General features: G+C 41.1%; 25 protein-coding genes. 2 read left to right on the top strand and 23 right to left on the bottom strand.

The window, feature by feature from the left end:
- Window positions 1–74 precede the first annotated feature (74 nt).
- The 22 genes from nuoK to upp all read right to left on the bottom strand — a co-directional run bounded on the left by nuoK (window position 75) and on the right by upp (window position 19,249).
- Complete coding sequence (nuoK, locus tag V7097_RS03615) at window positions 75–389, bottom strand: NADH-quinone oxidoreductase subunit NuoK (protein ID WP_335702229.1); 315 nt, start codon at window positions 387–389, stop codon at window positions 75–77.
- Window positions 386–901: an NADH-quinone oxidoreductase subunit J gene (locus V7097_RS03610; protein WP_335702228.1), complete on the bottom strand. Its 516-nt coding sequence runs from the start codon at window positions 899–901 to the stop codon at window positions 386–388. Before V7097_RS03610 ends, nuoK begins: the two co-directional genes overlap by 4 nt.
- Window positions 898–1,317 (bottom strand): NADH-quinone oxidoreductase subunit NuoI, encoded by a 420-nt coding sequence (gene nuoI, locus V7097_RS03605; RefSeq protein ID WP_136380709.1) that lies wholly within the window; start codon window positions 1,315–1,317, stop codon window positions 898–900. The genes V7097_RS03610 and nuoI overlap by 4 nt, the downstream gene beginning before the upstream one ends.
- Window positions 1,318–1,347: 30 nt before the next feature.
- On the bottom strand, window positions 1,348–2,349 hold the full coding sequence (nuoH, locus tag V7097_RS03600) for an NADH-quinone oxidoreductase subunit NuoH (protein ID WP_335702227.1): 1,002 nt from the start codon (window positions 2,347–2,349) through the stop codon (window positions 1,348–1,350).
- Window positions 2,349–3,449, bottom strand: coding sequence for an NADH-quinone oxidoreductase subunit D (locus V7097_RS03595; protein ID WP_335702226.1), 1,101 nt, complete (start codon window positions 3,447–3,449; stop codon window positions 2,349–2,351). Before V7097_RS03595 ends, nuoH begins: the two co-directional genes overlap by 1 nt.
- A gap of 3 nt (window positions 3,450–3,452) precedes the next feature.
- On the bottom strand, window positions 3,453–4,610 hold the full coding sequence (locus tag V7097_RS03590) for an NADH-quinone oxidoreductase subunit C (protein ID WP_335702225.1): 1,158 nt from the start codon (window positions 4,608–4,610) through the stop codon (window positions 3,453–3,455).
- A gap of 1 nt (window position 4,611) precedes the next feature.
- Window positions 4,612–5,124, bottom strand: a complete 513-nt coding sequence (locus tag V7097_RS03585; RefSeq protein ID WP_309537989.1) for a NuoB/complex I 20 kDa subunit family protein — start codon at window positions 5,122–5,124, stop codon at window positions 4,612–4,614.
- Window positions 5,115–5,492, bottom strand: a complete 378-nt coding sequence (locus V7097_RS03580) for an NADH-quinone oxidoreductase subunit A (RefSeq protein ID WP_335420932.1) — start codon at window positions 5,490–5,492, stop codon at window positions 5,115–5,117. The genes V7097_RS03585 and V7097_RS03580 overlap by 10 nt, the downstream gene beginning before the upstream one ends.
- Window positions 5,493–6,191: 699 nt before the next feature.
- On the bottom strand, window positions 6,192–7,496 hold the full coding sequence (locus V7097_RS03575) for a DUF4179 domain-containing protein (RefSeq protein WP_335702224.1): 1,305 nt from the start codon (window positions 7,494–7,496) through the stop codon (window positions 6,192–6,194).
- Window positions 7,472–8,011: an RNA polymerase sigma factor gene (locus V7097_RS03570; RefSeq protein WP_335702223.1), complete on the bottom strand. Its 540-nt coding sequence runs from the start codon at window positions 8,009–8,011 to the stop codon at window positions 7,472–7,474. The genes V7097_RS03575 and V7097_RS03570 overlap by 25 nt, the downstream gene beginning before the upstream one ends.
- Before the next feature lie 367 nt (window positions 8,012–8,378).
- A complete protein-coding gene (locus V7097_RS03565; protein WP_335702222.1) occupies window positions 8,379–8,783 on the bottom strand; it encodes a F0F1 ATP synthase subunit epsilon in 405 nt (134 codons plus the stop codon).
- 25 nt (window positions 8,784–8,808) lie between these two features.
- Window positions 8,809–10,230 (bottom strand): F0F1 ATP synthase subunit beta, encoded by a 1,422-nt coding sequence (gene atpD, locus V7097_RS03560; RefSeq protein ID WP_335702221.1) that lies wholly within the window; start codon window positions 10,228–10,230, stop codon window positions 8,809–8,811.
- Between the two features lie 91 nt (window positions 10,231–10,321).
- Window positions 10,322–11,179, bottom strand: a complete 858-nt coding sequence (locus V7097_RS03555; protein ID WP_335702220.1) for a F0F1 ATP synthase subunit gamma — start codon at window positions 11,177–11,179, stop codon at window positions 10,322–10,324.
- A 227-nt stretch (window positions 11,180–11,406) separates the two neighbouring features.
- On the bottom strand, window positions 11,407–12,918 hold the full coding sequence (atpA, locus tag V7097_RS03550) for a F0F1 ATP synthase subunit alpha (protein WP_335702219.1): 1,512 nt from the start codon (window positions 12,916–12,918) through the stop codon (window positions 11,407–11,409).
- 11 nt (window positions 12,919–12,929) lie between these two features.
- Window positions 12,930–13,472: a F0F1 ATP synthase subunit delta gene (locus V7097_RS03545; protein ID WP_335702218.1), complete on the bottom strand. Its 543-nt coding sequence runs from the start codon at window positions 13,470–13,472 to the stop codon at window positions 12,930–12,932.
- Window positions 13,469–13,993, bottom strand: coding sequence for a F0F1 ATP synthase subunit B (atpF, locus tag V7097_RS03540; RefSeq protein ID WP_335702217.1), 525 nt, complete (start codon window positions 13,991–13,993; stop codon window positions 13,469–13,471). Before atpF ends, V7097_RS03545 begins: the two co-directional genes overlap by 4 nt.
- 223 nt (window positions 13,994–14,216) lie before the next feature.
- Complete coding sequence (gene atpE, locus V7097_RS03535; RefSeq protein ID WP_335702216.1) at window positions 14,217–14,429, bottom strand: F0F1 ATP synthase subunit C; 213 nt, start codon at window positions 14,427–14,429, stop codon at window positions 14,217–14,219.
- Window positions 14,430–14,517: 88 nt separating this feature from the next.
- Complete coding sequence (gene atpB / locus V7097_RS03530) at window positions 14,518–15,252, bottom strand: F0F1 ATP synthase subunit A (RefSeq protein WP_335702215.1); 735 nt, start codon at window positions 15,250–15,252, stop codon at window positions 14,518–14,520.
- Window positions 15,253–15,309: 57 nt separating this feature from the next.
- Window positions 15,310–15,678: an ATP synthase subunit I gene (locus tag V7097_RS03525; RefSeq protein ID WP_335702214.1), complete on the bottom strand. Its 369-nt coding sequence runs from the start codon at window positions 15,676–15,678 to the stop codon at window positions 15,310–15,312.
- Window positions 15,679–15,684: 6 nt separating this feature from the next.
- Window positions 15,685–15,906: an AtpZ/AtpI family protein gene (locus V7097_RS03520; protein WP_335702213.1), complete on the bottom strand. Its 222-nt coding sequence runs from the start codon at window positions 15,904–15,906 to the stop codon at window positions 15,685–15,687.
- 423 nt (window positions 15,907–16,329) lie between these two features.
- Window positions 16,330–18,561, bottom strand: coding sequence for a S8 family serine peptidase (locus V7097_RS03515; protein WP_335702359.1), 2,232 nt, complete (start codon window positions 18,559–18,561; stop codon window positions 16,330–16,332).
- Window positions 18,562–18,619: 58 nt separating this feature from the next.
- A complete protein-coding gene (gene upp, locus V7097_RS03510) occupies window positions 18,620–19,249 on the bottom strand; it encodes a uracil phosphoribosyltransferase (protein ID WP_335702212.1) in 630 nt (209 codons plus the stop codon).
- A 236-nt stretch (window positions 19,250–19,485) separates the two neighbouring features.
- On the opposite strand from upp, the gene V7097_RS03505 reads away from it, so the two are divergent.
- A complete protein-coding gene (locus V7097_RS03505) occupies window positions 19,486–20,328 on the top strand; it encodes an SPFH domain-containing protein (RefSeq protein WP_335702211.1) in 843 nt (280 codons plus the stop codon).
- A 12-nt stretch (window positions 20,329–20,340) separates the two neighbouring features.
- A complete protein-coding gene (locus V7097_RS03500) occupies window positions 20,341–20,502 on the top strand; it encodes an Arc family DNA-binding protein (RefSeq protein WP_335702210.1) in 162 nt (53 codons plus the stop codon).
- 434 nt (window positions 20,503–20,936) lie between these two features.
- Here the strand turns inward: V7097_RS03500 and glyA are convergent, their stop codons facing one another.
- The gene (gene glyA, locus V7097_RS03495; protein WP_335702209.1) at window positions 20,937–22,178 is read right to left on the bottom strand and encodes a serine hydroxymethyltransferase; all 1,242 of its coding nucleotides are present in this window, start codon (window positions 22,176–22,178) and stop codon (window positions 20,937–20,939) included.
- Window positions 22,179–22,450 lie beyond the last annotated feature (272 nt).

Genomic DNA, 22,450 nt, shown 5'->3' with positions numbered 1-22,450 from the left:
ATCACAATCCCCTTCTTGGATCTTTTCGGCCAAAGGTGAGGAACCGGGCACCCCGTTCCACAGCTTTAACCGGTTTAATGTTTCATGGAATTCATTTCATCAATGTTAACCGTGCGTTTATTTCGGTAAAGTGCCATCAAAATAGCTAGACCAACAGCAAATTCAGCTGCTGCAATGGCAATCGTAAACAGTGCGAAGACCTGCCCGGTAATGCCCGGGACCACCCCGTATTTACTAAAAGCAACAAAATTAATATTCACAGCATTCAGCATCAACTCAACTGAGATTAACACGATAACCGTATTTCTTTTTGTGAACGCGCCATAAAGACCGATACAAAACAAAATTAACGCTAGGAGAAGGTAGGCAGTTAATGGAATCGAACTCATTCCTCATTCGCCTCCTCTTCATTGTCTTTTTTCGCTAAAATGATCGCCCCTACTAACGCAACTAGTAACACAACAGATGTTAATTCAAATGGAATGACATACTTTGCAAAAAGCTCGATTCCAATTTTTTCTGTATTGTTCACATGAAGGTCCGTTGCCTGCTGGCCAAAATCCAAATCGTAAATCCCAAGGTATACGGCAATACCAAATGCTAGGATTCCACCAAGAACAAGTATGGTTCGCCCACGACTAACCTTTGGCTCATCTGTGTCATTATGCTTCGTGAGCATGATTCCAAAGAGCATTAATATCGTGATGGCACCTGAGTAGATTAAGACCTGCACAGCTGCAACGAATTCTGCATGAAGCATCACATACAAACCTGCGATACTAATGAAGGTGAAGACTAGTGCAATAACCATGTGTATGACCTTTTGGAGGTTCAGCATTAACACACCGCCGCCAATCGCACTAATCGCTAGGACTATGAATGCTAAAAATTCTCCGGTCACACTTTATTCTCCTTTCGCACGTTCGTATCGTTTTCATCTAACCACTCAAGGTTTTTAAACAAGTCATCACGACTATATTCAGCGAGTTCGAAGTTGTTTGTCATGACAATCGCTTCTGTCGGACAAACCTCTGTGCAAAGGTCACATAGAATACAAATTTCGAAGTTAATGTCATACGTATCAATGATTTTCCCTTTCTTGGTCGGATCAGGGTGCTTTTTCCCGGTTAACTGGATACAATCAGTTGGACAAATGTTGGCGCATTGATTACATACGATACATTTTTCCGGATAAAATTTTTGGATACCACGAAAGCGATCTGGTAGTGGTAGTGGCTCATTCGGATAATCATATGTGACTTTTTTATAGGTTAATTGATTAAGGGTGTATTTCATCCCTTTCAGCAAGCCAAACATATTTTGTCACCCCTTTATTAGGTAGTTACTCTAGAAAAATAATTCTTTAATCAAAGCCGATAAGAAAATGTTGGCTAGCGCGATTGGAAGTAGTACTTTCCAGCCGAATTCCATCAGTCTGTCCGCACGTAAACGTGGGAAAGTGGAGCGGAACCAGATTAAGACAAAGATAACTAAGCTAAATTTCAAGGAGAACCAAACGGCACCTGGAATAAAGTCTAGGAATAGAACAGGTTTCCAGCCTCCTAAAAATAGAACCGTCGTTAACGCCGCCATCGCAAACATATACACATATTCTGCTAGCATAAAGAATGCCCATCTAAATCCTGAGTACTCAACATGGAAACCGGCGACAATCTCTGATTCCGCCTCAGGTAAGTCGAACGGCACACGGTTAAGCTCCGCAACAGACGCGATAAAAAAGACAACAAAGGCAATCGGCTGTGCAAAAATAAACCATACCTTATCCTGGGCTTCAACAATATCAGATAGGTTTAAGCTGCCTGATAATAAAATGACTCCAATTACCGACATCACAAGTGGAATTTCATACGAAATCATCTGTGCGGCTGCACGCATTCCTCCCATGAGGGCATATTTGTTATTCGATGCCCAACCACCAGCGACAATTCCGACAGTTGTAATACCGGAAACAGCAATGTAATAGAGCAAGCCTACACCAATGTCGGCAAATTTATAGCTATCTGTAAAAGGTAGTGCTGCGACAACCATGAAGGCTGGAGTAAACGCAAGCACTGGTGCGATAATAAACAATGGTCGATCCGCAACTTTTGGAATTACGTCTTCTTTGATAAGGAGCTTTAGAACGTCAGCCACTGTTTGTAAGAGTCCCCAGCGTCCACCAACCTGATTTGGACCCATACGTGCTTGCATAAATCCCATGACTTTCCGCTCTGCAAGGATTCCATATGTAACGAATCCTAGGATGACAAAAAGCAAGACGGTTGCAAGTAAAAAGAAAATGCCAAAATTAAGCCAACTCGGAGGTGAATTTAGTAGGTTTTCAATCATTAACCATCAACCTCCCCAAGGACAATGTCTATTGCACCTAAAATAGCAATCAGGTTTGCCATATTTTCACCCTTTAAAAGTTTCGGGAGGATTTGGAGATTGTAGAAGGACGGTCGTCTGAATTTTAAACGATACGGTTCCTTTTTCCCGTCGCTCGAGATATAGCAGCCAATTTCTCCGCGTGGTGATTCAATGCGGACGTATGCTTCACCCTTTGGCGCTTTAATGATTTTCGGAACCTTCGCCATGATTGGCCCTTCTTCAGGGAATTGTTCAACTGCCTGTTCTACAATTTTAAGAGATTCTTCAATCTCCGCCATGCGACAGTGATAGCGTGCCCATGCATCCCCACCATCCCTTGTTGGCACATCAAAATCGAAGCGGTCATAGATGGAATATGGCTCATCTTTTCGGAGATCCCATTTCACACCGGTGCAACGAAGATTCGTGCCACTCAAGGAGTAGTTAAGTGCATCTTCCTTCGTGTATTTCCCCACCCCAATAACGCGATCTCGAAAAATCTCATTTCCTGTAACGAGCTGATGGTATCCAGGAAGCTGTGATCTCATATATGGAACAAATTCTTTTACTTTCTCAATCCAGCCTTCAGGCGCATCCCATTTAACCCCACCAACACGCATGTAGTTAAACGTTAGCCTTGCCCCGGAAAGCTCATTTAGTAGATTAATAATCATTTCTCTTTCTCTAAACGCATAGAGGAATGGCGTTGTTGCACCGATATCGAGCAAATACGTTCCCCACCACACAAGGTGGCTTGCAATCCGTCCTAATTCCATCGCAAGAATGCGTAAATACTCAGCCCGCTCTGGAATCTCGATGTCCATCATCGTTTCAACAGCGTGACAAAGTACATAGTTATTCGTCATCGCCGATAAGTAATCCATTCGATCGGTGTACGGAATAATTTGTGTGTATTGCAAGTCTTCTGCAAGCTTTTCAGTACCACGGTGTAGATATCCAATTACGGGTGTAGCTTCCTTGATGATTTCTCCGTCAATTTTAACGACAAGACGGAATACTCCGTGCGTACTTGGATGCTGTGGTCCTACATTTAGGAGCATTTCTTCTGTACGAATCATATGCTACACCTCCACATCATACGGTTCATAGTCTTTTCTAAGTGGATACCCAACCCAGTCGTCCGGTAATAGGATTCGTGTTAAATTTGGATGCCCTGTGAATGTGATGCCGAGTAAGTCATATGCTTCTCGCTCTGGCCAGTTTGCCCCTTCCCATAATGGCTGCAAGGATGCAGTTTTTGGCTCATCACGTTCAAGCTTTACTTTTAACGCTACAGATTGACGGTTTTTATAAGAGAATAAATGAACATATACTTCCATATGTGTTTGGTAGTCTGTACCATGTAGTTCTGAGAGATAATCGAACCCAAGCTGTTCATTAAACTTTAAAAACTGTGCAACCTTATAATATGTATCTGGCTTTGCAACAAGTGTTGGAACATCTTTTGATAGTGTATTAATATATGAATCTTCTAAAACATCTTCACCTAAGTGCCCCGTGATAACTTTCACGTACTTATCCAAATATTTCTGGTTAGGAGATGGCGCGGCCTCTTCGACTTCTTCTTCTGGTACTCCACCCGCCGCAGCTTTTGCTCTCGCTGCAGCAGCTGCCTTCGCCTTTGCCGCTGCGATTGCTTTCGCTTTTTCCTTGGCAAGATCGTCTGATCCACCGGCGCCAGATGCCGCTTTCGCTTTCGCTGCTGCAGCAGCCTTTGCCTTTGCTGCTGCTACTGCTTTTGCCTTAGCTTTTGCAAGTTCATCATCATCCGAGCCTGCCCCATCCTTTTCTGCCGCCTTCTGCTTTGCAAGTGCTGCTGCCTTGGCCTTCGCTGCTGCAGCGGCTTTCGCTTTCGCCGTTGCTTTGTCATCGGCTTCCGACAATTCAGCGGACACGGCCTCTGCCGCTTTTTGCTTTGCTAGCGCTGCAGCCTTCGCTTTGGCCGCCGCAGCAGCTTTCGCCTTCGCTGTTGCTTTGTCATCGGCTTCCGACGATTCGCCGGACGCGGCCTCTGCCGCCTTTTGCTTTGCTAATGCCGCTGCCTTTGCCTTGGCCGCAGCTGCCGCTTTCGCCTTCGCAATATCTATATTTTCTTCCTTTGATTCATCGTCACTTTTCGCTTCAGCCGCCTGTTTTTCAGCTAGTCGCTTTCTTGCAGCTTCCTTCGCCTTCTCTGCAGCTTCCCGCTTAAGTTGTTCCAGGTCTTTTTCTTCGCTCACGCTAAATCACCTTCTTCCCCGTTTTAGCCTCATAGCGAATCTTTTCTCTTAATTTATTAATCCCGTAAATAAGTGCAGCTGGATTTGGAGGACAACCAGGTATGTACACATCAACCGGTACAATTTGGTCAACCCCTTTTACAACCGCATACGACTTTACATAAGGTCCCCCTGCAGTTGCACAAGAACCCATCGCAATCACCCATTTTGGCTCAGGCATCTGGTCATACAATCTCTTTAATACGGGCGCCATTTTCTTCGTCACCGTACCCGACACAATCATACAATCAGACTGACGAGGAGACGTACGGAAAAAGGAACCAAAACGATCTAAATCATAGTGAGAAGAACCTGTCCCCATCATTTCAATCGCACAACAAGCCAGACCAAATGTAAGTGGCCACAACGAATTACTTCGTGCCCATCCCTTCACCTGCTCCAGCGTCGTTAAAAATATACTTCTCTTTAACTCTTCCATCTCTAAATCTGAAATACCATCCATTTTTAAATCCATTTCAACACGCCCTTCTTCCAAGCATATACTAAGCCGATAACGAGCATAACAACGAATATTAACATCTCAACCAATGCAAAAATTCCGAGTTTTTCGTAGGCAACAGCCCATGGATATAAAAATACTGTCTCAACATCAAAAATAACAAACAATAGTGCAAAAATATAATAGCGTACATTAAACTGTACCCGTGAATCATGGAATGGCTCAATCCCACTTTCATATGTAGTAGCCTTCTCCTCACTCGGTGCATGTGGCCGAAGCAACTTCCCCAGAAACAACGCCACAATCGGGAGTAGAATACCCAACAACAAGAAGACAAACACAATCATGTAACTATTCAAATACTGATTCAAAAGATCCTCCATGTAGCCCCCTCCGATATCTCCCATCATTTTATCAAAATATTAAAAATGTAACCGAATACATTATAGCACTTTTCCCCGCCTAGTGTCGACCAAACCTGACACATATTCTACGAAATTACCATTTCAGACAAATACAGTAAAAAGAGCTGGAAAGTCTAGCAATTCCAAGCCATTTTTACTGTATTTGATTGTTCCAGCCTTAGCTGAATGATGAAACCTTGGTTTCATCAAAATGGTAATTCCGGGCTTGATAGAACATAAGACCCCAGTTGGTCGACACTTGGCCCCCTCACCTAGCCCAAAATGCCGCATGTGTTTTGGGCGTACTTCCTTCTTAAACCTTGATTACTCAAAAAAATAGTCGTAACGAAGTTACACTCATAAAAATATTCGTACCATCAATCAAACAATTTCTCCCTCTTAATGGTAAGATTACTCGATATTCCTACTATCAACCGAAGGAATTCTCATCTCTGAGGGCACGATTAGACCTTTTTCATACCCTCACTCATATAAATCCCACCCCTCGATGGTACGATTACTTCTGTAGAATCCTACCAACCTCAATACATCCATCCCCCCAAAACTCCATCGTCGATAATTTCACCTATACTTATAGAATATTGTCCGATAACGAAAATTATCAGCCATAATTGTCCAAATACTAAAAAAGGACTACTTAAAAGTAGCCCATAACATTTACTCACCTAATTCAATCGTCACTTCTAGCTCCTTTAAATAGTTCGGTGGCTTTTGTTTGTATGTAACTACCTTAATGTCTTCTGTAGTTACACTGGCTTCGATCTGAATGATATACTGATTTGTTGTGCCTTCCACTCTTTTTGGAGCATTCTCTGAATAATACGCTGTGCCGTTTTGGTCCTCAAACCAAATACTATTTGCTTGAAAGTACGCATTATCTCCTGTGGTCTCTACCGTAAGCGTCACTATACCATTTTCACTCTTTATATCCATAATCGAGGTTTCTCCGATTTCACCTTGAGGAAGTGTCAGCTTTTCGCCTTCCCACTTCGCTCTAACTTCTTCTGCCTTTTTCTCACTAGTATTTATTAAATACGGTTTTAGTGTTAAAGACTTTGGAACATTCTCAAGTGGTTCAAAATAATGATTCAAAGTCTGAATAAATTTCCCCTTTGATAGACCTCCACTGCCACCTCCACTTAAGGGCTGAAGCACTCGTCCCTGATCGTCAACAACCAGATAATCCATCCATTCATACTTTTTATTATTGTAGGTTTTCTCATCCATAATCTGACGCATTGCAATTTCTGTGCTCGTTGGGAAAAATGTAACCTTATCAACTTGAATCGTTAAATCCTTCGATTCCACCTGTTCATTGACTAAAAACGCTCGATTATCTCCTTGTTTCTTGATTGGCAATTCCACATCCAATGATTTCTCTTTATAGGACTGGATTCCTAGCGTAAAATTCTCAGGAAGCTCCTCATGGGCTTTAATGCTTATAACTCCAGCGTAATCACCATTTTCTAATACCTCACCGCGAGCCCCCATACCATAACTAACACCCTTCCCATCAATCGTAAATCTTAAATCCGATAATAAATCTTTTTGAAGAGCGTTCTTCCCTTGTGTATGAGATTCAATGATATACCCAATGTGAATTTGTGAACCGTCATACAAACTCTCCGTAAAGGTAATCACTTGCCCATTTATTTCAACCTGCTGTCCTAACAAGGTAGTCAACCCCGCTTCTTCTCCCTTTTGAGTACCTATATCGCCTACTATTTTAAATATAGACCCAATCACCGGAACAGACCTCATTGTGTCGGCAAAGGTTGGAGATATAAAGGATACTCCAAATAAAAGAAGACCTATTACTATCACTGCCACGGCTGGATAATAGAAGCGAGGATATTTCTTCTTTTTTGGAAGGGAACGGAGAGTTTTGTTCATTCGCTCTTCAACACTTGTAGGAACCTGCGGATTTGCCCTCAGCTTTATTTGCTCTTCCCACTTTTCCATGATGATCCCTCCTCCTTTTCATCCCATAGCTCACGCATTTTTTCACGAGCGCGACGTAATCTCGTTTTAACCGTATTTTCCGGAACCTCATAAATTTGGGCTAATTCTAAGATTGAAATGCCCTCTATATGAAAAAGCTTCAACAATTGAGATTGCTCTTCAGGTAGTTTACTAAGCATCTGTTCAACCTCAACCTCTTCATATCCGTTGTCCTGGATTTGTGGTTCTAACCATTCATCCAAATTTATGACATTCTTTTTCTGCCTAAGTAGCTGATAGCATTCATTTAAAACAATTCGGCAAAGCCAACTTTTAAAATATGCAGGCTCTCTCAACGTATCAATCTTTTCGTATGCCTTAATGATTGCCTCCTGAATCGCATCCGCACAATCCTCGTCGTTCTTTAAAATTGTTTTCGCAACGCGGTACATCAAAAGCTTATGGGCCACAATCAAGTTTTCAAAGGATGATTTGCTCCCACGCTTTGCCATCTTCACCTCTTTTGAGATATTCAAAATATGCTCTCCTTTCCGGGTCGACCTAATTCTTAGATACAGGAAAAAGGCAAAAGGTTTCACCAAAAATAAAAATCCCCGATTTAATGGCCAAGTTCTGTTATTACCATTATATAAGGGATTGAATTATTGAGATAGCTAGCTTGAGTTCTAATAAATCCATAATTAAATTATGAAGTTATGTTCTATAAACGATAATTTGAGTCTATCGGCGTTATTTTAATTCTATCGGCGTTAATCTATTTCTATCAACGTTAATTTGCTTCTATCATCGTTAGCCAGAATCTACCCGGCCGGCACTTGTACGCCCCGCAATTACAAAAACCCCCAGAAGCCAAAGGCCACTGGGGGTTCCTATTAAAACAAATTAGTATTTGTTTTTTGTTACGTTTAATCGATTGATGGCACGTTTTAAAGCGAGCTCTGCTCGTTTAAAATCGACGTGATCTTGTTTCGCCTGCAAGCGTTGTTCAGCACGGTGCTTTGCTTCTTCGGCACGGTGAACGTCAATCTTTTCAGCTGTTTCGGCAGCTTGAGCAAGGATGGTTACTTGGTCAGGACGAACTTCGAGAAAGCCTCCACTTACAGCCACAAGATCAGTGCTGCTTCCCCTCTTAAGTCTAACTGCCCCTACTTGAAGAGGAGCAACCATAGGAATATGTCCAGGTAAAATACCAAGCTCACCGCTTTGAGCCTTGGCACTTACCATATCCACATCAGCTTCATAAACTGGGCCATCAGGAGTCACGACATTGACTTTTACTGTCTTCATTTTACACCCTCCTAGGTCCCGTTAATTATGCTTCAACACCCATGCGCTTTCCAGCTTCTACTGCTTCTTCAATTCGACCAACTAGACGGAACGCATCTTCAGGAAGATAGTCGTATTTACCCTCTAGGATTTCCTTGAATCCACGAACAGTTTCTTTAACTGGAACATAAGAACCTGGTTGATTTGTGAACTGCTCCGCAACGTGGAAGTTTTGAGATAAGAAGAATTGGATACGACGCGCACGGAGTACGACTAGCTTATCCTCATCACCTAACTCATCCATACCTAGGATTGCGATGATATCTTGTAGTTCACGGTAACGTTGTAATGTTTGCTGTACTTGACGTGCAACTTCGTAATGCTCTTCTCCAACAATTTCAGGAGATAAAGCACGAGATGTAGATGCCAATGGATCCACTGCAGGGTAAATACCCATCTCAGAAAGCTTACGCTCAAGGTTAGTTGTTGCGTCTAAGTGAGCAAACGTTGTAGCTGGAGCCGGGTCAGTATAGTCATCGGCAGGAACGTAAATCGCTTGGATTGACGTTACAGATCCAACGTTTGTAGATGTAATACGTTCTTGTAATTTACCCATCTCAGTTGCTAGTGTTGGTTGGTAACCAACGGCAGATGGCATACGTCCAAGTAGGGCTGATACTTCAGAACCTGCTTGGGTGAATCGGAAAATGTTATCGATAAAGAATAACACGTCTTGACCTTGATCATCACGGAAGTATTCCGCCATTGTAAGACCAGTTAATGCTACACGCATACGCGCACCTGGTGGTTCGTTCATTTGTCCGAATACCATTGCAGTTTTTGCGATAACTCCAGAGTCTTTCATTTCGTAGTATAAGTCGTTTCCTTCACGAGTACGCTCACCTACACCAGCGAATACGGAAATACCACCGTGTTCTTGTGCGATGTTGTTGATAAGCTCTTGGATAAGAACCGTTTTACCAACTCCCGCACCACCGAATAGACCGATTTTTCCACCTTTAATGTATGGAGCAAGAAGGTCTACTACCTTAATACCTGTTTCAAGAATTTCAACCTCAGTTGAAAGTTGTTCGAATGTTGGTGCTTCTCTGTGAATTGCATCACGACGTGCATCAGCAGGAACTGGCTCGTCTAGGTCAATGTTTTCACCTAATACGTTAAATACACGTCCAAGTGTTACATCACCAACTGGTACGGAAATTGGCTTACCAGTGTCAGTTACCTCTAATCCACGAACTACACCGTCAGTAGATGACATCGCAACTGTACGTACAGTGTCATCACCGAGGTGAAGCGCAACTTCTAATGTTAAGTTGATATCAACTTCATTTTCGTTATGCGCACTATGTTTAATAGTAAGGGCGTTATAAATCTCAGGAAGATGCCCGCTGTCAAACTGTACGTCTACAACAGGACCCATAACTTGGGTAACGCGTCCTTTTGTCATCGTTTTCCCTCCTAACTTACTTTTGGCGGTCATTCAAAGTTTTTTCGGACATTTTGAATGCCTTATTTATAAAATTAAGGTTGTAAAATTTCTACTCTAACGCTGCTGCTCCACCGACAATTTCCGTAATTTCTTGCGTAATTGCCGCTTGACGGGCACGGTTATAAGAAAGTGTAAGTGAGTCAATGAGTTCTTTCGCATTGTCTGTCGCATTCTTCATCGCAGTCATACGAGCAGAATGTTCACTTGCCTTTCCGTCTAAAAGTGCTCCGTAGATGAGACTTTCAGCATACTGAGGTAGCAATACCTCTAAGATATCTTCTTGTGAAGGTTCAAATTCATAAGAAGTTTGTTTTTTGTTTGCAGCTAAATCCGTTAATGGTAAAAGCTTCTTCTCTGTTATGTCGTGTTGAATCGCACTTACAAAGTGGTTATACCACATGTAAAGCTCATCATACGTACCATCCGTGAACATATTCACAGTCGCATTTGCAATATCCTTAATCTCAGCGAAAGAAGGCTGATCAGATAAACCAGCGATTTCTAGGCTAACAGAAATTCCTCTTTTTACAAAGAAGTCACGGCCAACACGACCGATTGCGATTACAGTAAATTCATCTGTGCTTTTATGACGTTTTTGCATCGCCTGGTATGCACCACGAATCACGTTACTGTTATATGCACCAGCTAATCCACGGTCAGATGTAATCACGATATAAGCAGTCTTTTTAATTGGTCTGTGTAGTAGCATTGGATGACTTGCATCAGAGCTGCCCACTGCGATATTTGCAACGACCTCTTGAATTTTTTCCATATATGGAACAAACGATTTTGCATTTGCTTCAGCACGGCTAAATTTAGATGCCGATACCATCTGCATCGCTTTTGTAATTTGACTTGTTTTCTTTGTTGAAGTGATTCTCGTTTTTATATCACGTAAGGATGCCAAAGGTTCTCACCACCTTTTCCTCGATTTTTCGTAAACGCTTTGGAACCGAGTCTTCCTAGCTATTCAGACAAGCGACGCGCCATGAAAGCACGCCGCTACTCAATCAAATGCGCCTTGGCGTATTTGCGCCCAGATTTTTTCGAGCATGCTCGAAAACTTTCCTTTGAAAATCGCATGTCTCCGCCGGAGGCTTTAACTTTATTCAGCCAGGGGCTGAACAAAGTTAATTACTCAGATACCGCAAAAGTCTTTTTGAAGTCGTTGATCGCAGAAGTAAATACTTCGTCCTCTGGAAGTTTTCCAGTTGATCTGATGTGATCAAAAATTTCAGCTTTACGGTTATGTTCTAACCATACGAAGTATTCTTCCTCGAAACGAAGAATATCTTCTACTGGAATATCATCTAAGAATCCACGAGTTAATGCATATAGAATCGCAACTTGCTTTTCTACTGCTATTGGCTTATTTAGACCTTGTTTTAATACTTCTACTGTACGTGCACCACGGTTAAGTTTCGCTTGAGTTGCTTTATCAAGATCTGAACCGAACTGAGCGAATGCTTCTAATTCACGGTAAGAAGCAAGGTCAAGACGTAATGTACCTGATACCTTCTTCATCGCATTGATTTGAGCAGATCCACCAACACGTGATACGGATAACCCTGCGTTAACGGCAGGACGTACACCTGAGAAGAATAAGTCAGATTGTAAGAAGATTTGTCCGTCAGTAATCGAGATAACGTTTGTTGGAATATATGCAGATACGTCACCAGCTTGTGTTTCAATGAACGGTAAAGCTGTAATCGATCCGCCACCTTTTGCGTCAGAAAGCTTCGCAGCACGCTCAAGAAGGCGAGAGTGTAGGTAGAATACATCCCCTGGATATGCTTCACGACCTGGAGGACGACGTAGTAATAATGAAAGCTCACGGTATGCAGAAGCTTGTTTTGTTAAGTCATCATAAATAACTAAAACGTGCTTACCATTGTACATGAACTCTTCACCCATTGTTACACCCGCATAAGGAGCTAAGAATAACATTGGAGCTGGTTGAGATGCAGAAGCAGTTACAACGATTGTGTAATCTAATGCACCGTTTTTACGTAATGTTTCAACAACACCACGAACTGTTGATTCCTTTTGACCAATTGCAACGTAAATACAAATCATATTTTCGTTCTTTTGGTTAAGGATTGTGTCGATTGCAACAGCTGTTTTACCTGTTTGACGGTCACCGATGATCAACTCACGCTGACCACGACCGATTGGAATTAATGCGTCAATCGCTTTGATACCAGTTTGTAATGGTTCATGAACAGATTTACGGTCCATGATTCCAGGAGCTGGACTTTCGATTGGACGAGTTTTAGTAGTTTCGATTGGACCAAGACCATCAACTGGTTGTCCTAGAGAGTTAACAACACGGCCGATCAATGCTTCACCAACTGGAACCTCCATGATACGTCCTGTACGACGTACTTCGTCACCTTCACGAATATCTGTGAAAGGACCTAGGATGATAATACCAACGTTGTTTTCTTCAAGGTTTTGTGCCATACCCATGACACCGTTTGAAAATTCAACGAGTTCTCCAGCCATGACATTGTCGAGGCCATGAGCACGTGCGATACCGTCACCGACACTGATAACCGTACCAACTTCGCTCACTTGTATTTCAGACTGATAGTTTTCAATTTGCTTTTTTATCAGCGCACTAATTTCTTCAGCTTTGATGCTCATGAATTTCACCCCTATCTTTTAGCAATAAGTTCACGCTCTAAGCGCTCTAACTTACCTTTTACACTTCCATCATATATACGATTTCCGATTCGGAGCTTAACGCCACCAATCAGACTTGGATCTACAATGTTTTGAATACGTAATGTTGCTTTTCCAACCTTGACTGCAAATACGCTTGAGATTCCTACTTCCTCTGAGTCTGTTAAAGGACGTACAGAGTAAACAGTTGCATCGGCAATTCCGCGCTTGTCATTTGCTAATGTTATAAATTCATCCGCAACGTCAGCGATAATATTTTCACGATGACGGTCAATAAGTAAATGTAACGTATTTAATGTCATCTGTGAAAAACCTTGGAAGGATTGTGTTACAATCGCTTTTTTCTTATCGATTGACAGCTTTGGATTACTTAATACAGATTGGAAGTCATTGCTATTTGAAAACACTTGTTTAACCGTACGAATTTCTTCTTCGTACTGATCAAGTGCATTTTGTTCACTTGCTAATTGAAAAAGAGCTACTGCATATCGCTTTGCTACGATTCCTTTGCTCATCGCCCTTCTCCTACCTCTTGAATATATTCGTTAATTAACTTCTCTTGATCTGCAAGGCTAAGTTCCTTTTCGATAACCTTAGAAGCAACTAACACTGAAAGTGATGCAACCTGTTCACGTAAAGCTGTAATAGCTTGTTCCTTTTCTTGAACGATTTCTTGCTTTGCAGCTTCCTTTAAACGGTTGGCTTCGTCACGAGCAGCTTGGATAATACCTTCCTTCTGCTCTTCACCTAATTTACGTGCATTTTCGATTAATTCAGAAGCTTCTGTACGTGATTTTTTAAGTAGCTCACGTTGTTCTTCTGCTAATTTTTTCGCTTCTTGGTGATTTTGCTCTGCAGTATTAATTTCATTTGCGATATGTTCTTCACGTTGTTTCATGATATTCATGATTGGACCGAACGCAAATTTACGAAGTAACGCTAATAAAACGATGAATACAACCAATTGGAAAATGATATCTCCAAGGTTAACAGGCAATCCACCAGCGGCAGCGCCTAAGACAAAAAGATCTAACACCTATATTCCCTCCTTTTCCGAGTCGAATGGAAGTCCTTAATTTCATCTTCAAGTGCGAAATAAGCACATTTGTTTAAAATTTTTTTGGGTAATACAAAGGAATGGCGAAGGTTCTCTTGGAATGATCTTCGCCATTTTGTTATTGTTGCCTTCACTTTTAGTGTTACGAAATAAGGGAATCACCTTACACGAAACTTCAAGGAAAGCTCCAGAGAAATCATGCTTATGCGCCGTATACCATGAACGCGATAACTACTGCGATGATAGGAATCGCCTCTACTAACGCAACCCCGATGAACATAGTAGTTTGAAGTTTACCTTGTGCTTCTGGTTGACGAGCAATCCCCTCAACTGTACGAGATACGATAAGACCGTTACCGATACCAGCACCTAGTGCCGCTAAACCAATTGCAATTGCTGCTGCTAATAAACCCATTGAAATAGTCCTCCTTTAATTGTATAAAAAATTTATAATAATTGATTTTTGTTTGCCCAAAAAGTCTCATTTTGGACAAGGTTTATTTTTAATGGTCTGTACTCACTTTGTGAGATATATAAACCATTGTTAACATTGTAAAGATGTATGCCTGGATAACACCAATAAAGACACTAAATCCTTGCCACGCAATCATCGGAATAAAGGCTCCGATTGTACCAAGAATTCCTCCGAAGATGCTTTCACCATAACCACTTACAGCCATACCAGCAATTAATCCTAATAGAATCTCACCGGCATAGATGTTACCAAATAGACGTAGTCCGAGAGTTAATGTGTTTGCAAATTCTTCGATAATTTTTAATGGGAACATAAATGACATAGGTTTAAAGAAATCTTTACCGTATTCTCTAGCACCCTTCATCTTTATTCCATAGTAATGCGATAAACCAACAACCATAACAGCTAGTGTTAACGTAATCGTTGGATCAGCAGTTGGGGACTTCCACCATAATTGATGATCAAAAATGATCGCAAACGGCAACCCTAGAAAGTTTGATACAAGGATATACATTAGTAACGTAATCCCTAGTATTTGGAAGCGTCCACCTGTTTTCCAGTCCATCGAACTTTTAATAATTCCTCGAACAAAGTCCATGACCCATTCCATAAAGTTCTGAGCACCGGTTGGCTTCATTGCAAGGGTACGAGTTCCAAGAACCGCGATAATGAAGACAATTACACTCGCAATTGTGATCATTAGGATGTTAGATGTGCTAAACCAAAGTCCAAACAATTTAAACGTAGGAGCTTCGTGACCCAACAGTATTCACCTCTCTTCCCATATTGTGTAGCGCATAGCTTTGCTTTGCGCTTTAGTCTATTTTTGAAGTTTTTGAAAAAAGAAATCTATCATAATGACAAAATAAGCTGTCATTAATCCAATAACCATACTACCTAGATGAAACTTTTCTGGATACTCCATAACGACCAATACCGCCAAACCTGCAACCGCCATTCTAGACATTGTTCCAAGCGAACGGACTGTTCGTCCTTCTTCAAAAGCTTTCGTAACTTGCTTGTTTTTTCGAGCCAAAGTAAATAGAATCCACAGACTTCCTAGAGTTCCTATTATTAATCCTAAAAAGACCGATTTATATGCAGTGAATCCCCAGCCTAGAACATAGATTGAAAGTAAGTAGAATATGTATTTACGATATCTCGTAAACGCTATGGTTAGATCCTGCATATCAAGTTAATCTCCTGAGAAAAAATGATTGACTAGACGAAGTGTTGCATAGACTCCTGCTGCTAGTCCTAATAGAAGGCCAAGAATTAAAAATAGTGGTTCAGTGGCTAGCATCTGATCAATCCATCTACCTAGGAAGATGCCTACTAGAATTGATCCTACTAATTGAGATAGAATACCAGACATAAGCGCATAGGCTCGTAAAGGATGCTTGTCATTTTTAGGCATCAGCATACCCCACTTTAAGCGTAAAAAGGTAGGTTTTAACGTGTCAGAAAATACTCAATTTTTCAAGTAATCCCTATATGAAAACCTTCTCATTCATACCCTTTGTAAGCATACAATAGGCACCTATTAATGTCAATTGTTTGCAAGGAAAAAGTTCACCTTCTCACAAGCGATTTCAACGTGTTCCACATCCGCTTACAAAACGCGTTTTAATCATGATTTTTGTTAGTCCTATTGACGTAGTACTAATTCAAAATTCACTCTTTGTTCACAAAAAATTCATAATTAGGTAACCAAAAGACTAAATACGCAAAGGCGAATTTAGTTTTTTATCTTATTGTTCGAAAGTTTCCTCTGAAAAATCGTGACATCTTCCAGCTTAAACATAATTTAGCAGAAGTGTTCGACTTCTGCTAATTATGTTTAATGGCCGCCTATCATTGTATCTTCAAATGAGATTTCTGTTTCAAGTATATCCTCTTTGCCTGCTTTTCTAACAAAGATGATCGCCTTAAAAACCCCTCGCAAGTTTCGTTCTTTCCGATCCACTGCTTTCTCTACTAATCCTCTTTCAACATTTCGATCCCAATCTAAAAATGTCACAAACCTCAAACTGTCAGGATTATACAGAACAATTCCATACTCATCTGCCCCACCCGGCAAGTATAATTCATACCTGAACACATCCTCTTTATCCCCTTTACCAAATTGAAAGCCCATGATTCGAGGATAATCGGGTTCTTCGATCACATACATATATGGAATATGATATCGATTTTTCCCTTCTTTTAAAAAAATATTCCCATGGTGGAGGCCAGCACCAATTGTACTTGGTGTGATATCAAGTCCGATGGTGATCACCTTTTTTTGCTTCGGTTCTAGTGTAAATGGAATTGGTATGTCCCATTGGATTCCTTTTATGTTTTTTGGAAATTCGAAGGAATACTTCTTTTCATCATTAGACTGATTATCTACCGTTATGTTTATCCTTTTTTCTGTACGTCCATCCTGATGATGAAGCAACCCCGCCGAAAATGAACCCGGATAGATGAGAGTTTCCGAATGAATGGCTTGATGGAGTTGAATTCTACCCGCTCCTTGTTCATATGGCTTGTATAAGGTTCCATCCTCTTTTTCTAAAAGTCGTGCCGTATTCATAAGCGCGGCTTTTATTTGTTCAGGTGTCCAATTAGGGTGGGCCTGCTTTAAAAGCGCACTTGCTCCAGCCACATGAGGTGCTGCCATACTTGTTCCTTGCATTTGCTCATACCCATCTGGAATCGTACTGTCAATTGCGACCCCTGGCGCCACCACGTCGGGCTTAATCGCCCATGTATGTGTAACAGGTCCTCTGGAGCTAAAGGTAGCAATCGTGTCTTTTATAGGCTGGAATGAAGTTTTGGCAACATTGTTTTGTGACTTAATTTGTTTCTTGAGCCATTCCCCGTCTTCCTTTGAAAGGGATGCAACCGGTATTGGAAGCTCCTGATCAATCGAACCCGAGAAGTTCCCATCTGTGTTGTTATAGATCAAAACCGCAATCGCTTCGGCTTCGAGAGCGCGAACGGCTTTTTCTGTAAATGTAATTTGCCCTCTTTCCATTAAGACAATTTTGTTTTTTACCTTTGGAAATGTTTTTTCCGTGCCTATCCCCGCATGAACAACTTCATATTTCTTTTGGAGCTTCCAAGGTATCGAACCTTGAAATGGTATAAGCTGAATTTTTCGTTCTGCGAATCCAACCGCTAGAAATGGCAGAGTCATTGGCGGTGTCGATGCGCCAACAGATATCGCCTTTGATGACGTTCCAGGTGAACCAACTGTCCATACCTTTGGACCTGAATTTCCACTGGAAGTTACCGCGACAATCCCTTTTTCAGTCGCTTTATCTAACGCAAGACTTGTTGGCCAGTCCGGTCCATTAATGGTATTTCCAAGCGAAAGATTAATAATATCGACTTTATCCTCAATCGCTTTATCGATGGCTGCAATTACCTGTTCAGAGGTTCCCATTCCTCCTGGACCAAGTGCACGATAGCCCACGATATCAGCCTCAGGTGCAACTCCTTTGACCTTTCCATTTGCTGCAATGATCCCTGAAACATGGGTTCCATGTGAGGTGTTACGCCCTTCAACTCCCCTTGTCTCCATTGGATCGTCGTCACCATCAACGAGATCATAACCCCCCTTATAATTTCTCCTGAGGTCTGGATGTGTGTAATCAATACCGGTATCAATCACTCCAACCTTTACGCCCTTTCCAGTTAAGCGATGATCCTTATCATCAAAATGACTGCGAATTTCATCCCCACCAATAAAAGGAACACTCTCTTCAACAGAGGCTTTATAGGTAGCAACCGGGGAACTATGCCTGATGCCAGGCTCAGTTTGTAGCTTTTGAATATCACGTCTTTTTCCAGTTACTGAAAAACCCCGAAACACATGCTTGTAAATGTGGTTAATTTTTATAGAGGAATAGTTTGTTTTTGTTCTTTCAATTAAAGACTTAAATTGATTTTCGTCTGTAATGATAATTTCATGCACGATTTCATCCATATTCTCTTTCGGTAATGGGGGCCTGTCCGGAAAACGGTGTGCATAGCCAGGAATGGTTGAAAATAGAAGAGTCATACACATACAAATTCCAAGTAACATTTTCACAAAAAAACCACCTCTTTGAGATAGCATTTCTCAAAAGGTGGTCGAATATGTTTTATTTCGTACCGAACAAACGGTCTCCAGCATCTCCAAGACCTGGGACGATATATCCATGGTCATTTAACTTCTCATCAAGTGCCGCAATGTAGATATCAACATCAGGATGGGCATTTTTCATTGCCTCAACACCCTCTGGTGCTGCAACTAGACACATAAACTTAATATTTGTAGCCCCACGTTTCTTTAACGCGTTGATCGCTTCAACAGCTGAACCGCCTGTAGCAAGCATTGGGTCCACCACGATGAATTCACGTTCTTTAATATCAGAAGGCATTTTAAAATAATACTCAACTGGCTGTAAGGTTTCAGGATCACGATATAACCCAATATGGCCAACCTTTGCAGCAGGGATCAAGCGTAAAATTCCGTCTACCATTCCTAAACCAGCTCGAAGAATCGGCACAATCCCGATCTTTTTCCCAGATAAAATCTTTGAGTTCGCCTTAGCTACAGGTGTTTCAACCTCTACTTCCTCAAGCGACATATCACGAGTGATTTCAAAAGCCATTAAGCTTGCAACCTCGTCGACTAACTCGCGGAATTCCTTTGTACCTGTATTGATATCACGTATGTATGTAAGCTTGTGTTGAATAAGTGGGTGATCAAAAACGTACACTTTCCCCATCGTTCATCTCTCCTTTTTTGAGTATGCTTCTTTTAGAATTTCCATCAGATGAAAAAATAACACCACGAACTGCATTTTTCACACTTCATTAAATTTTACAGAAAAAACAAAGCATGTTCAAGGCGAAACGAAAAATTACAAATTTTAAAATAAGTAGGAAACCGATTTACATTTTTATACAAAAGTGATATCATAATAATATAAGTTAAATATCGAAATGAAATGAGGTTGATCGCATGAAAGAAAAACAAGTATGGAAGCTTAATGGTTTTTTAGGTGTTCTTGTCATTGCTGTTTTCATTGCACTAGCTGTCATGATGCTGATTAACACAAAGATTGTGTTTGGAATTCTATTTGCCGCTCTTGCGGTGATTCTAGCTTCTGGTATTACAATTATTCAACCTAACAAAGCAGGCGTTGTGATCTTCTTCGGAAAATATTTAGGAACAATTCGCGACAGTGGAATGTTTTTAACGGTTCCCTTTTCTCTTCGCCGATCTGTGTCGCTACGCGTGAACAACTTTAATAGTAAAAAGCTCAAAGTAAATGACGTCGAGGGAAATCCAATTGAAATTGCTGCGGTTATCGTTTACAAGGTCGTTGATTCTGCGAAGGCAGTATTTGATGTAGACCATTATGAGGAATTCGTTGAAATTCAAAGTGAAACAGCGATTCGCCATGTTGCTACACGCTATCCATATGACACATTTGAAAATGTAGAGTTAACCTTGCGCGGAAATTCTGAGGAAATCTCAAACGAATTGGCTGCCGAGCTACAGGATCGTTTAAAAGTGGCTGGAGTACAGGTTCTCGAGGCCCGTCTCACTCATCTTGCCTATTCAACTGAAATTGCCCAAGCGATGCTTCAACGTCAGCAAGCCACAGCCATTATTGCAGCTCGTCAAAAAATTGTCGAAGGTGCAGTTGGAATGGCACAAATGGCAATCAAGCAGCTCGAGCAGGATAAAACAGTTGACCTTGATGATGAGCGAAAGGTTCAAATGGTGAATAACCTTCTAGTCGCGATTGTTTCTGAAAAATCCACTCAACCTGTCATTAATGCAGGAACTCTCTATTGATGAGTGACAAGCATGTCTAAGAAAAAGAGTTTTCCGTTGCGGCTAGATCCTGACCTCTATGAAATTTTACAAAAATGGGCTGCCGATGATTTTCGAAGTGTCAACAGCCATATTGAGTTTCTGTTAAGGGAAGCAGCAAAGAAGGCCGGAAGAGTTCCGAAAAATAAACAGTAATTTGAGTATGCGCTTGGACTTGGGTCCAGGCGCTTTGTTTTTGGCAGTAACTTTGTGTTTTCGGGGTAGGCATCTTTGGCGATCTGTACTCCCATATTGAATATATCGGTCTTAAAATCAGATATATAGGACCAATTTTTGAAATATATCGCCCTTAAATTTTGGTATATCGGTCCAAGTTTTAAATATATCGACCCTAGTTTTGAAAATATCGGACCTAGTTTATGGTTTATTGAACAAAAAAACTGTATCGGTGGAAGTTTTTTCGGGGATTGTGCCCCAGGTTCCGGGAATTGTGACCTAACTCGGAAAAATTGTGCCCTATCTTCGATTATTTGTGCCCTAACCTTTAAGAATTGTGCCCTATCATCCAATAATTGTGCCCTATCTTAAAAAGACAGGACCCCTAAAAGGGAGTCCTGTCTTCCAACATATTAATACTCTTTATAAAGTACGAACTTGCTAGTCAATGCTTCTACACGCCCGCTTGCTTCAGCTAGCTTCGCTTCGTCTTCTGTATTTTTTAATGCAAATGCGATGATTGACGCAATTTCATCCATATCCTCTAAACCAAAGCCTCTACTTGTTACAGCAGCTGTACCGATACGGATACCACTTGTTACAAATGGGCTTTCGGGATCGAATGGAATCGTGTTTTTGTTAACAGTAATGCCGACATCGTCAAGAACCTTTTCAGCCACTTTACCAGTTAGACCTAAAGAACGAACATCAACTAGTAATAAGTGATTGTCAGTTCCGCCAGATACTAGATCTAATCCTTCTTTTTGTAAAGAATCAGCTAATCTAGCCGCATTATCGACGATATTTTTAGTGTATTGCTTGAACTCATCAGTTAGTGCTTCACCAAACGCAACTGCCTTCGCTGCAATTACGTGCATTAATGGACCACCTTGGATTCCAGGGAAAATCGACTTATCAATTTTCTTCGCAAACTCTTCTTTACAAAGAATCATACCACCACGTGGCCCACGTAATGTTTTATGAGTAGTTGTTGTAACGAAATCAGCGTATGGAACTGGGTTTTCGTGAAGACCTGTTGCCACTAAACCAGCGATGTGAGCCATGTCTACCATTAAGTATGCGCCCACTTCGTCCGCGATTTCTCTAAACTTTTTAAAATCAATGGCACGTGGATATGCACTCGCACCTGCAACGATCAACTTTGGCTTATGTTCTATTGCTTTAGCACGTACATCGTCGTAATTGATTTGATGTGTTTCAGGATCTACTCCGTACTCCACGAAATTATATTGAACTCCACTGAAGTTTACCGGACTACCATGTGTTAAATGTCCACCATGGGAAAGATTCATCCCAAGTACAGTGTCACCCTGTTCTAGGATTGTAAAGTATACAGCCATATTCGCTTGTGCCCCAGAGTGTGGCTGAACATTTGCGTGCTCAGCACCGAAGATTTCCTTCGCACGGTCTCTTGCAATGTTTTCTGCAACATCCACATGCTCACAACCACCGTAGTATCGACGGCCAGGATACCCTTCTGCATATTTATTTGTTAATACAGAACCTTGAGCTTCCATGACTGCTTCACTTACAAAGTTTTCAGATGCAATCAATTCAATTTTAGTACGTTGTCTTTCTAGTTCATCTTGTATTGCACGAAATACTTGTTGATCTTGCTCCGATAAATGTTTCATTTGGAATCCTCCTTTTATTCAATGTATCAATTATTCAGCTAATTTGAAAAATACTTTACCATTGTAACACTTTTATTCGGAAGTAGGAAGATTAAGTTTTTGATTAGATTTGAGTTGAAATCGCTTTAAAATAGGGGTTTTGGCGGTTGTGATAGTACCACTATTGGTTTTTGAGGTAACTAAATAGAATTACATTACTTTTATAAAATACGAACATTTAACTATTATCTGTTGGATATCGTTCATTTATATAGAACCAGAGGGACGGTTCT

The sequence above is a fragment of the Bacillus sp. JJ1562 genome, assembly GCF_036962705.1.
In the GTDB taxonomy this organism is placed as follows: Bacteria; Bacillota; Bacilli; order Bacillales; family Bacillaceae_L; genus Ferdinandcohnia.
Note: the sequence above shows the minus strand (reverse complement) of the source record. Positions and strands in the feature narration are given on the sequence as shown.

Excerpts from the sequence above, each read along its gene's own strand:
- nuoK (WP_335702229.1), bottom strand. The coding sequence starts at position 389 with ATGAGTTCGATTCCATTAACTGCCTACCTTCTCCTAGCGTTAATTTTG.
- nuoI (WP_136380709.1), bottom strand. The coding sequence starts at position 1,317 with ATGTTTGGCTTGCTGAAAGGGATGAAATACACCCTTAATCAATTAACC.
- nuoH (WP_335702227.1), bottom strand. The coding sequence starts at position 2,349 with ATGATTGAAAACCTACTAAATTCACCTCCGAGTTGGCTTAATTTTGGC.
- V7097_RS03595 (WP_335702226.1), bottom strand. The coding sequence starts at position 3,449 with ATGATTCGTACAGAAGAAATGCTCCTAAATGTAGGACCACAGCATCCA.
- V7097_RS03585 (WP_309537989.1), bottom strand. The coding sequence starts at position 5,124 with ATGGATTTAAAAATGGATGGTATTTCAGATTTAGAGATGGAAGAGTTA.
- V7097_RS03580 (WP_335420932.1), bottom strand. The coding sequence starts at position 5,492 with ATGGAGGATCTTTTGAATCAGTATTTGAATAGTTACATGATTGTGTTT.
- V7097_RS03575 (WP_335702224.1), bottom strand. The coding sequence starts at position 7,496 with ATGGAAAAGTGGGAAGAGCAAATAAAGCTGAGGGCAAATCCGCAGGTT.
- V7097_RS03565 (WP_335702222.1), bottom strand. The coding sequence starts at position 8,783 with ATGAAGACAGTAAAAGTCAATGTCGTGACTCCTGATGGCCCAGTTTAT.
- atpD (WP_335702221.1), bottom strand. The coding sequence starts at position 10,230 with ATGACAAAAGGACGCGTTACCCAAGTTATGGGTCCTGTTGTAGACGTA.
- atpA (WP_335702219.1), bottom strand. The coding sequence starts at position 12,918 with ATGAGCATCAAAGCTGAAGAAATTAGTGCGCTGATAAAAAAGCAAATT.
- V7097_RS03545 (WP_335702218.1), bottom strand. The coding sequence starts at position 13,472 with ATGAGCAAAGGAATCGTAGCAAAGCGATATGCAGTAGCTCTTTTTCAA.
- atpE (WP_335702216.1), bottom strand. The coding sequence starts at position 14,429 with ATGGGTTTATTAGCAGCAGCAATTGCAATTGGTTTAGCGGCACTAGGT.
- V7097_RS03525 (WP_335702214.1), bottom strand. The coding sequence starts at position 15,678 with ATGCAGGATCTAACCATAGCGTTTACGAGATATCGTAAATACATATTC.
- V7097_RS03520 (WP_335702213.1), bottom strand. The coding sequence starts at position 15,906 with ATGCCTAAAAATGACAAGCATCCTTTACGAGCCTATGCGCTTATGTCT.
- V7097_RS03515 (WP_335702359.1), bottom strand. The coding sequence starts at position 18,561 with ATGTTACTTGGAATTTGTATGTGTATGACTCTTCTATTTTCAACCATT.
- upp (WP_335702212.1), bottom strand. The coding sequence starts at position 19,249 with ATGGGGAAAGTGTACGTTTTTGATCACCCACTTATTCAACACAAGCTT.
- V7097_RS03505 (WP_335702211.1), top strand. The coding sequence starts at position 19,486 with ATGAAAGAAAAACAAGTATGGAAGCTTAATGGTTTTTTAGGTGTTCTT.
- V7097_RS03500 (WP_335702210.1), top strand. The coding sequence starts at position 20,341 with ATGTCTAAGAAAAAGAGTTTTCCGTTGCGGCTAGATCCTGACCTCTAT.
- glyA (WP_335702209.1), bottom strand. The coding sequence starts at position 22,178 with ATGAAACATTTATCGGAGCAAGATCAACAAGTATTTCGTGCAATACAA.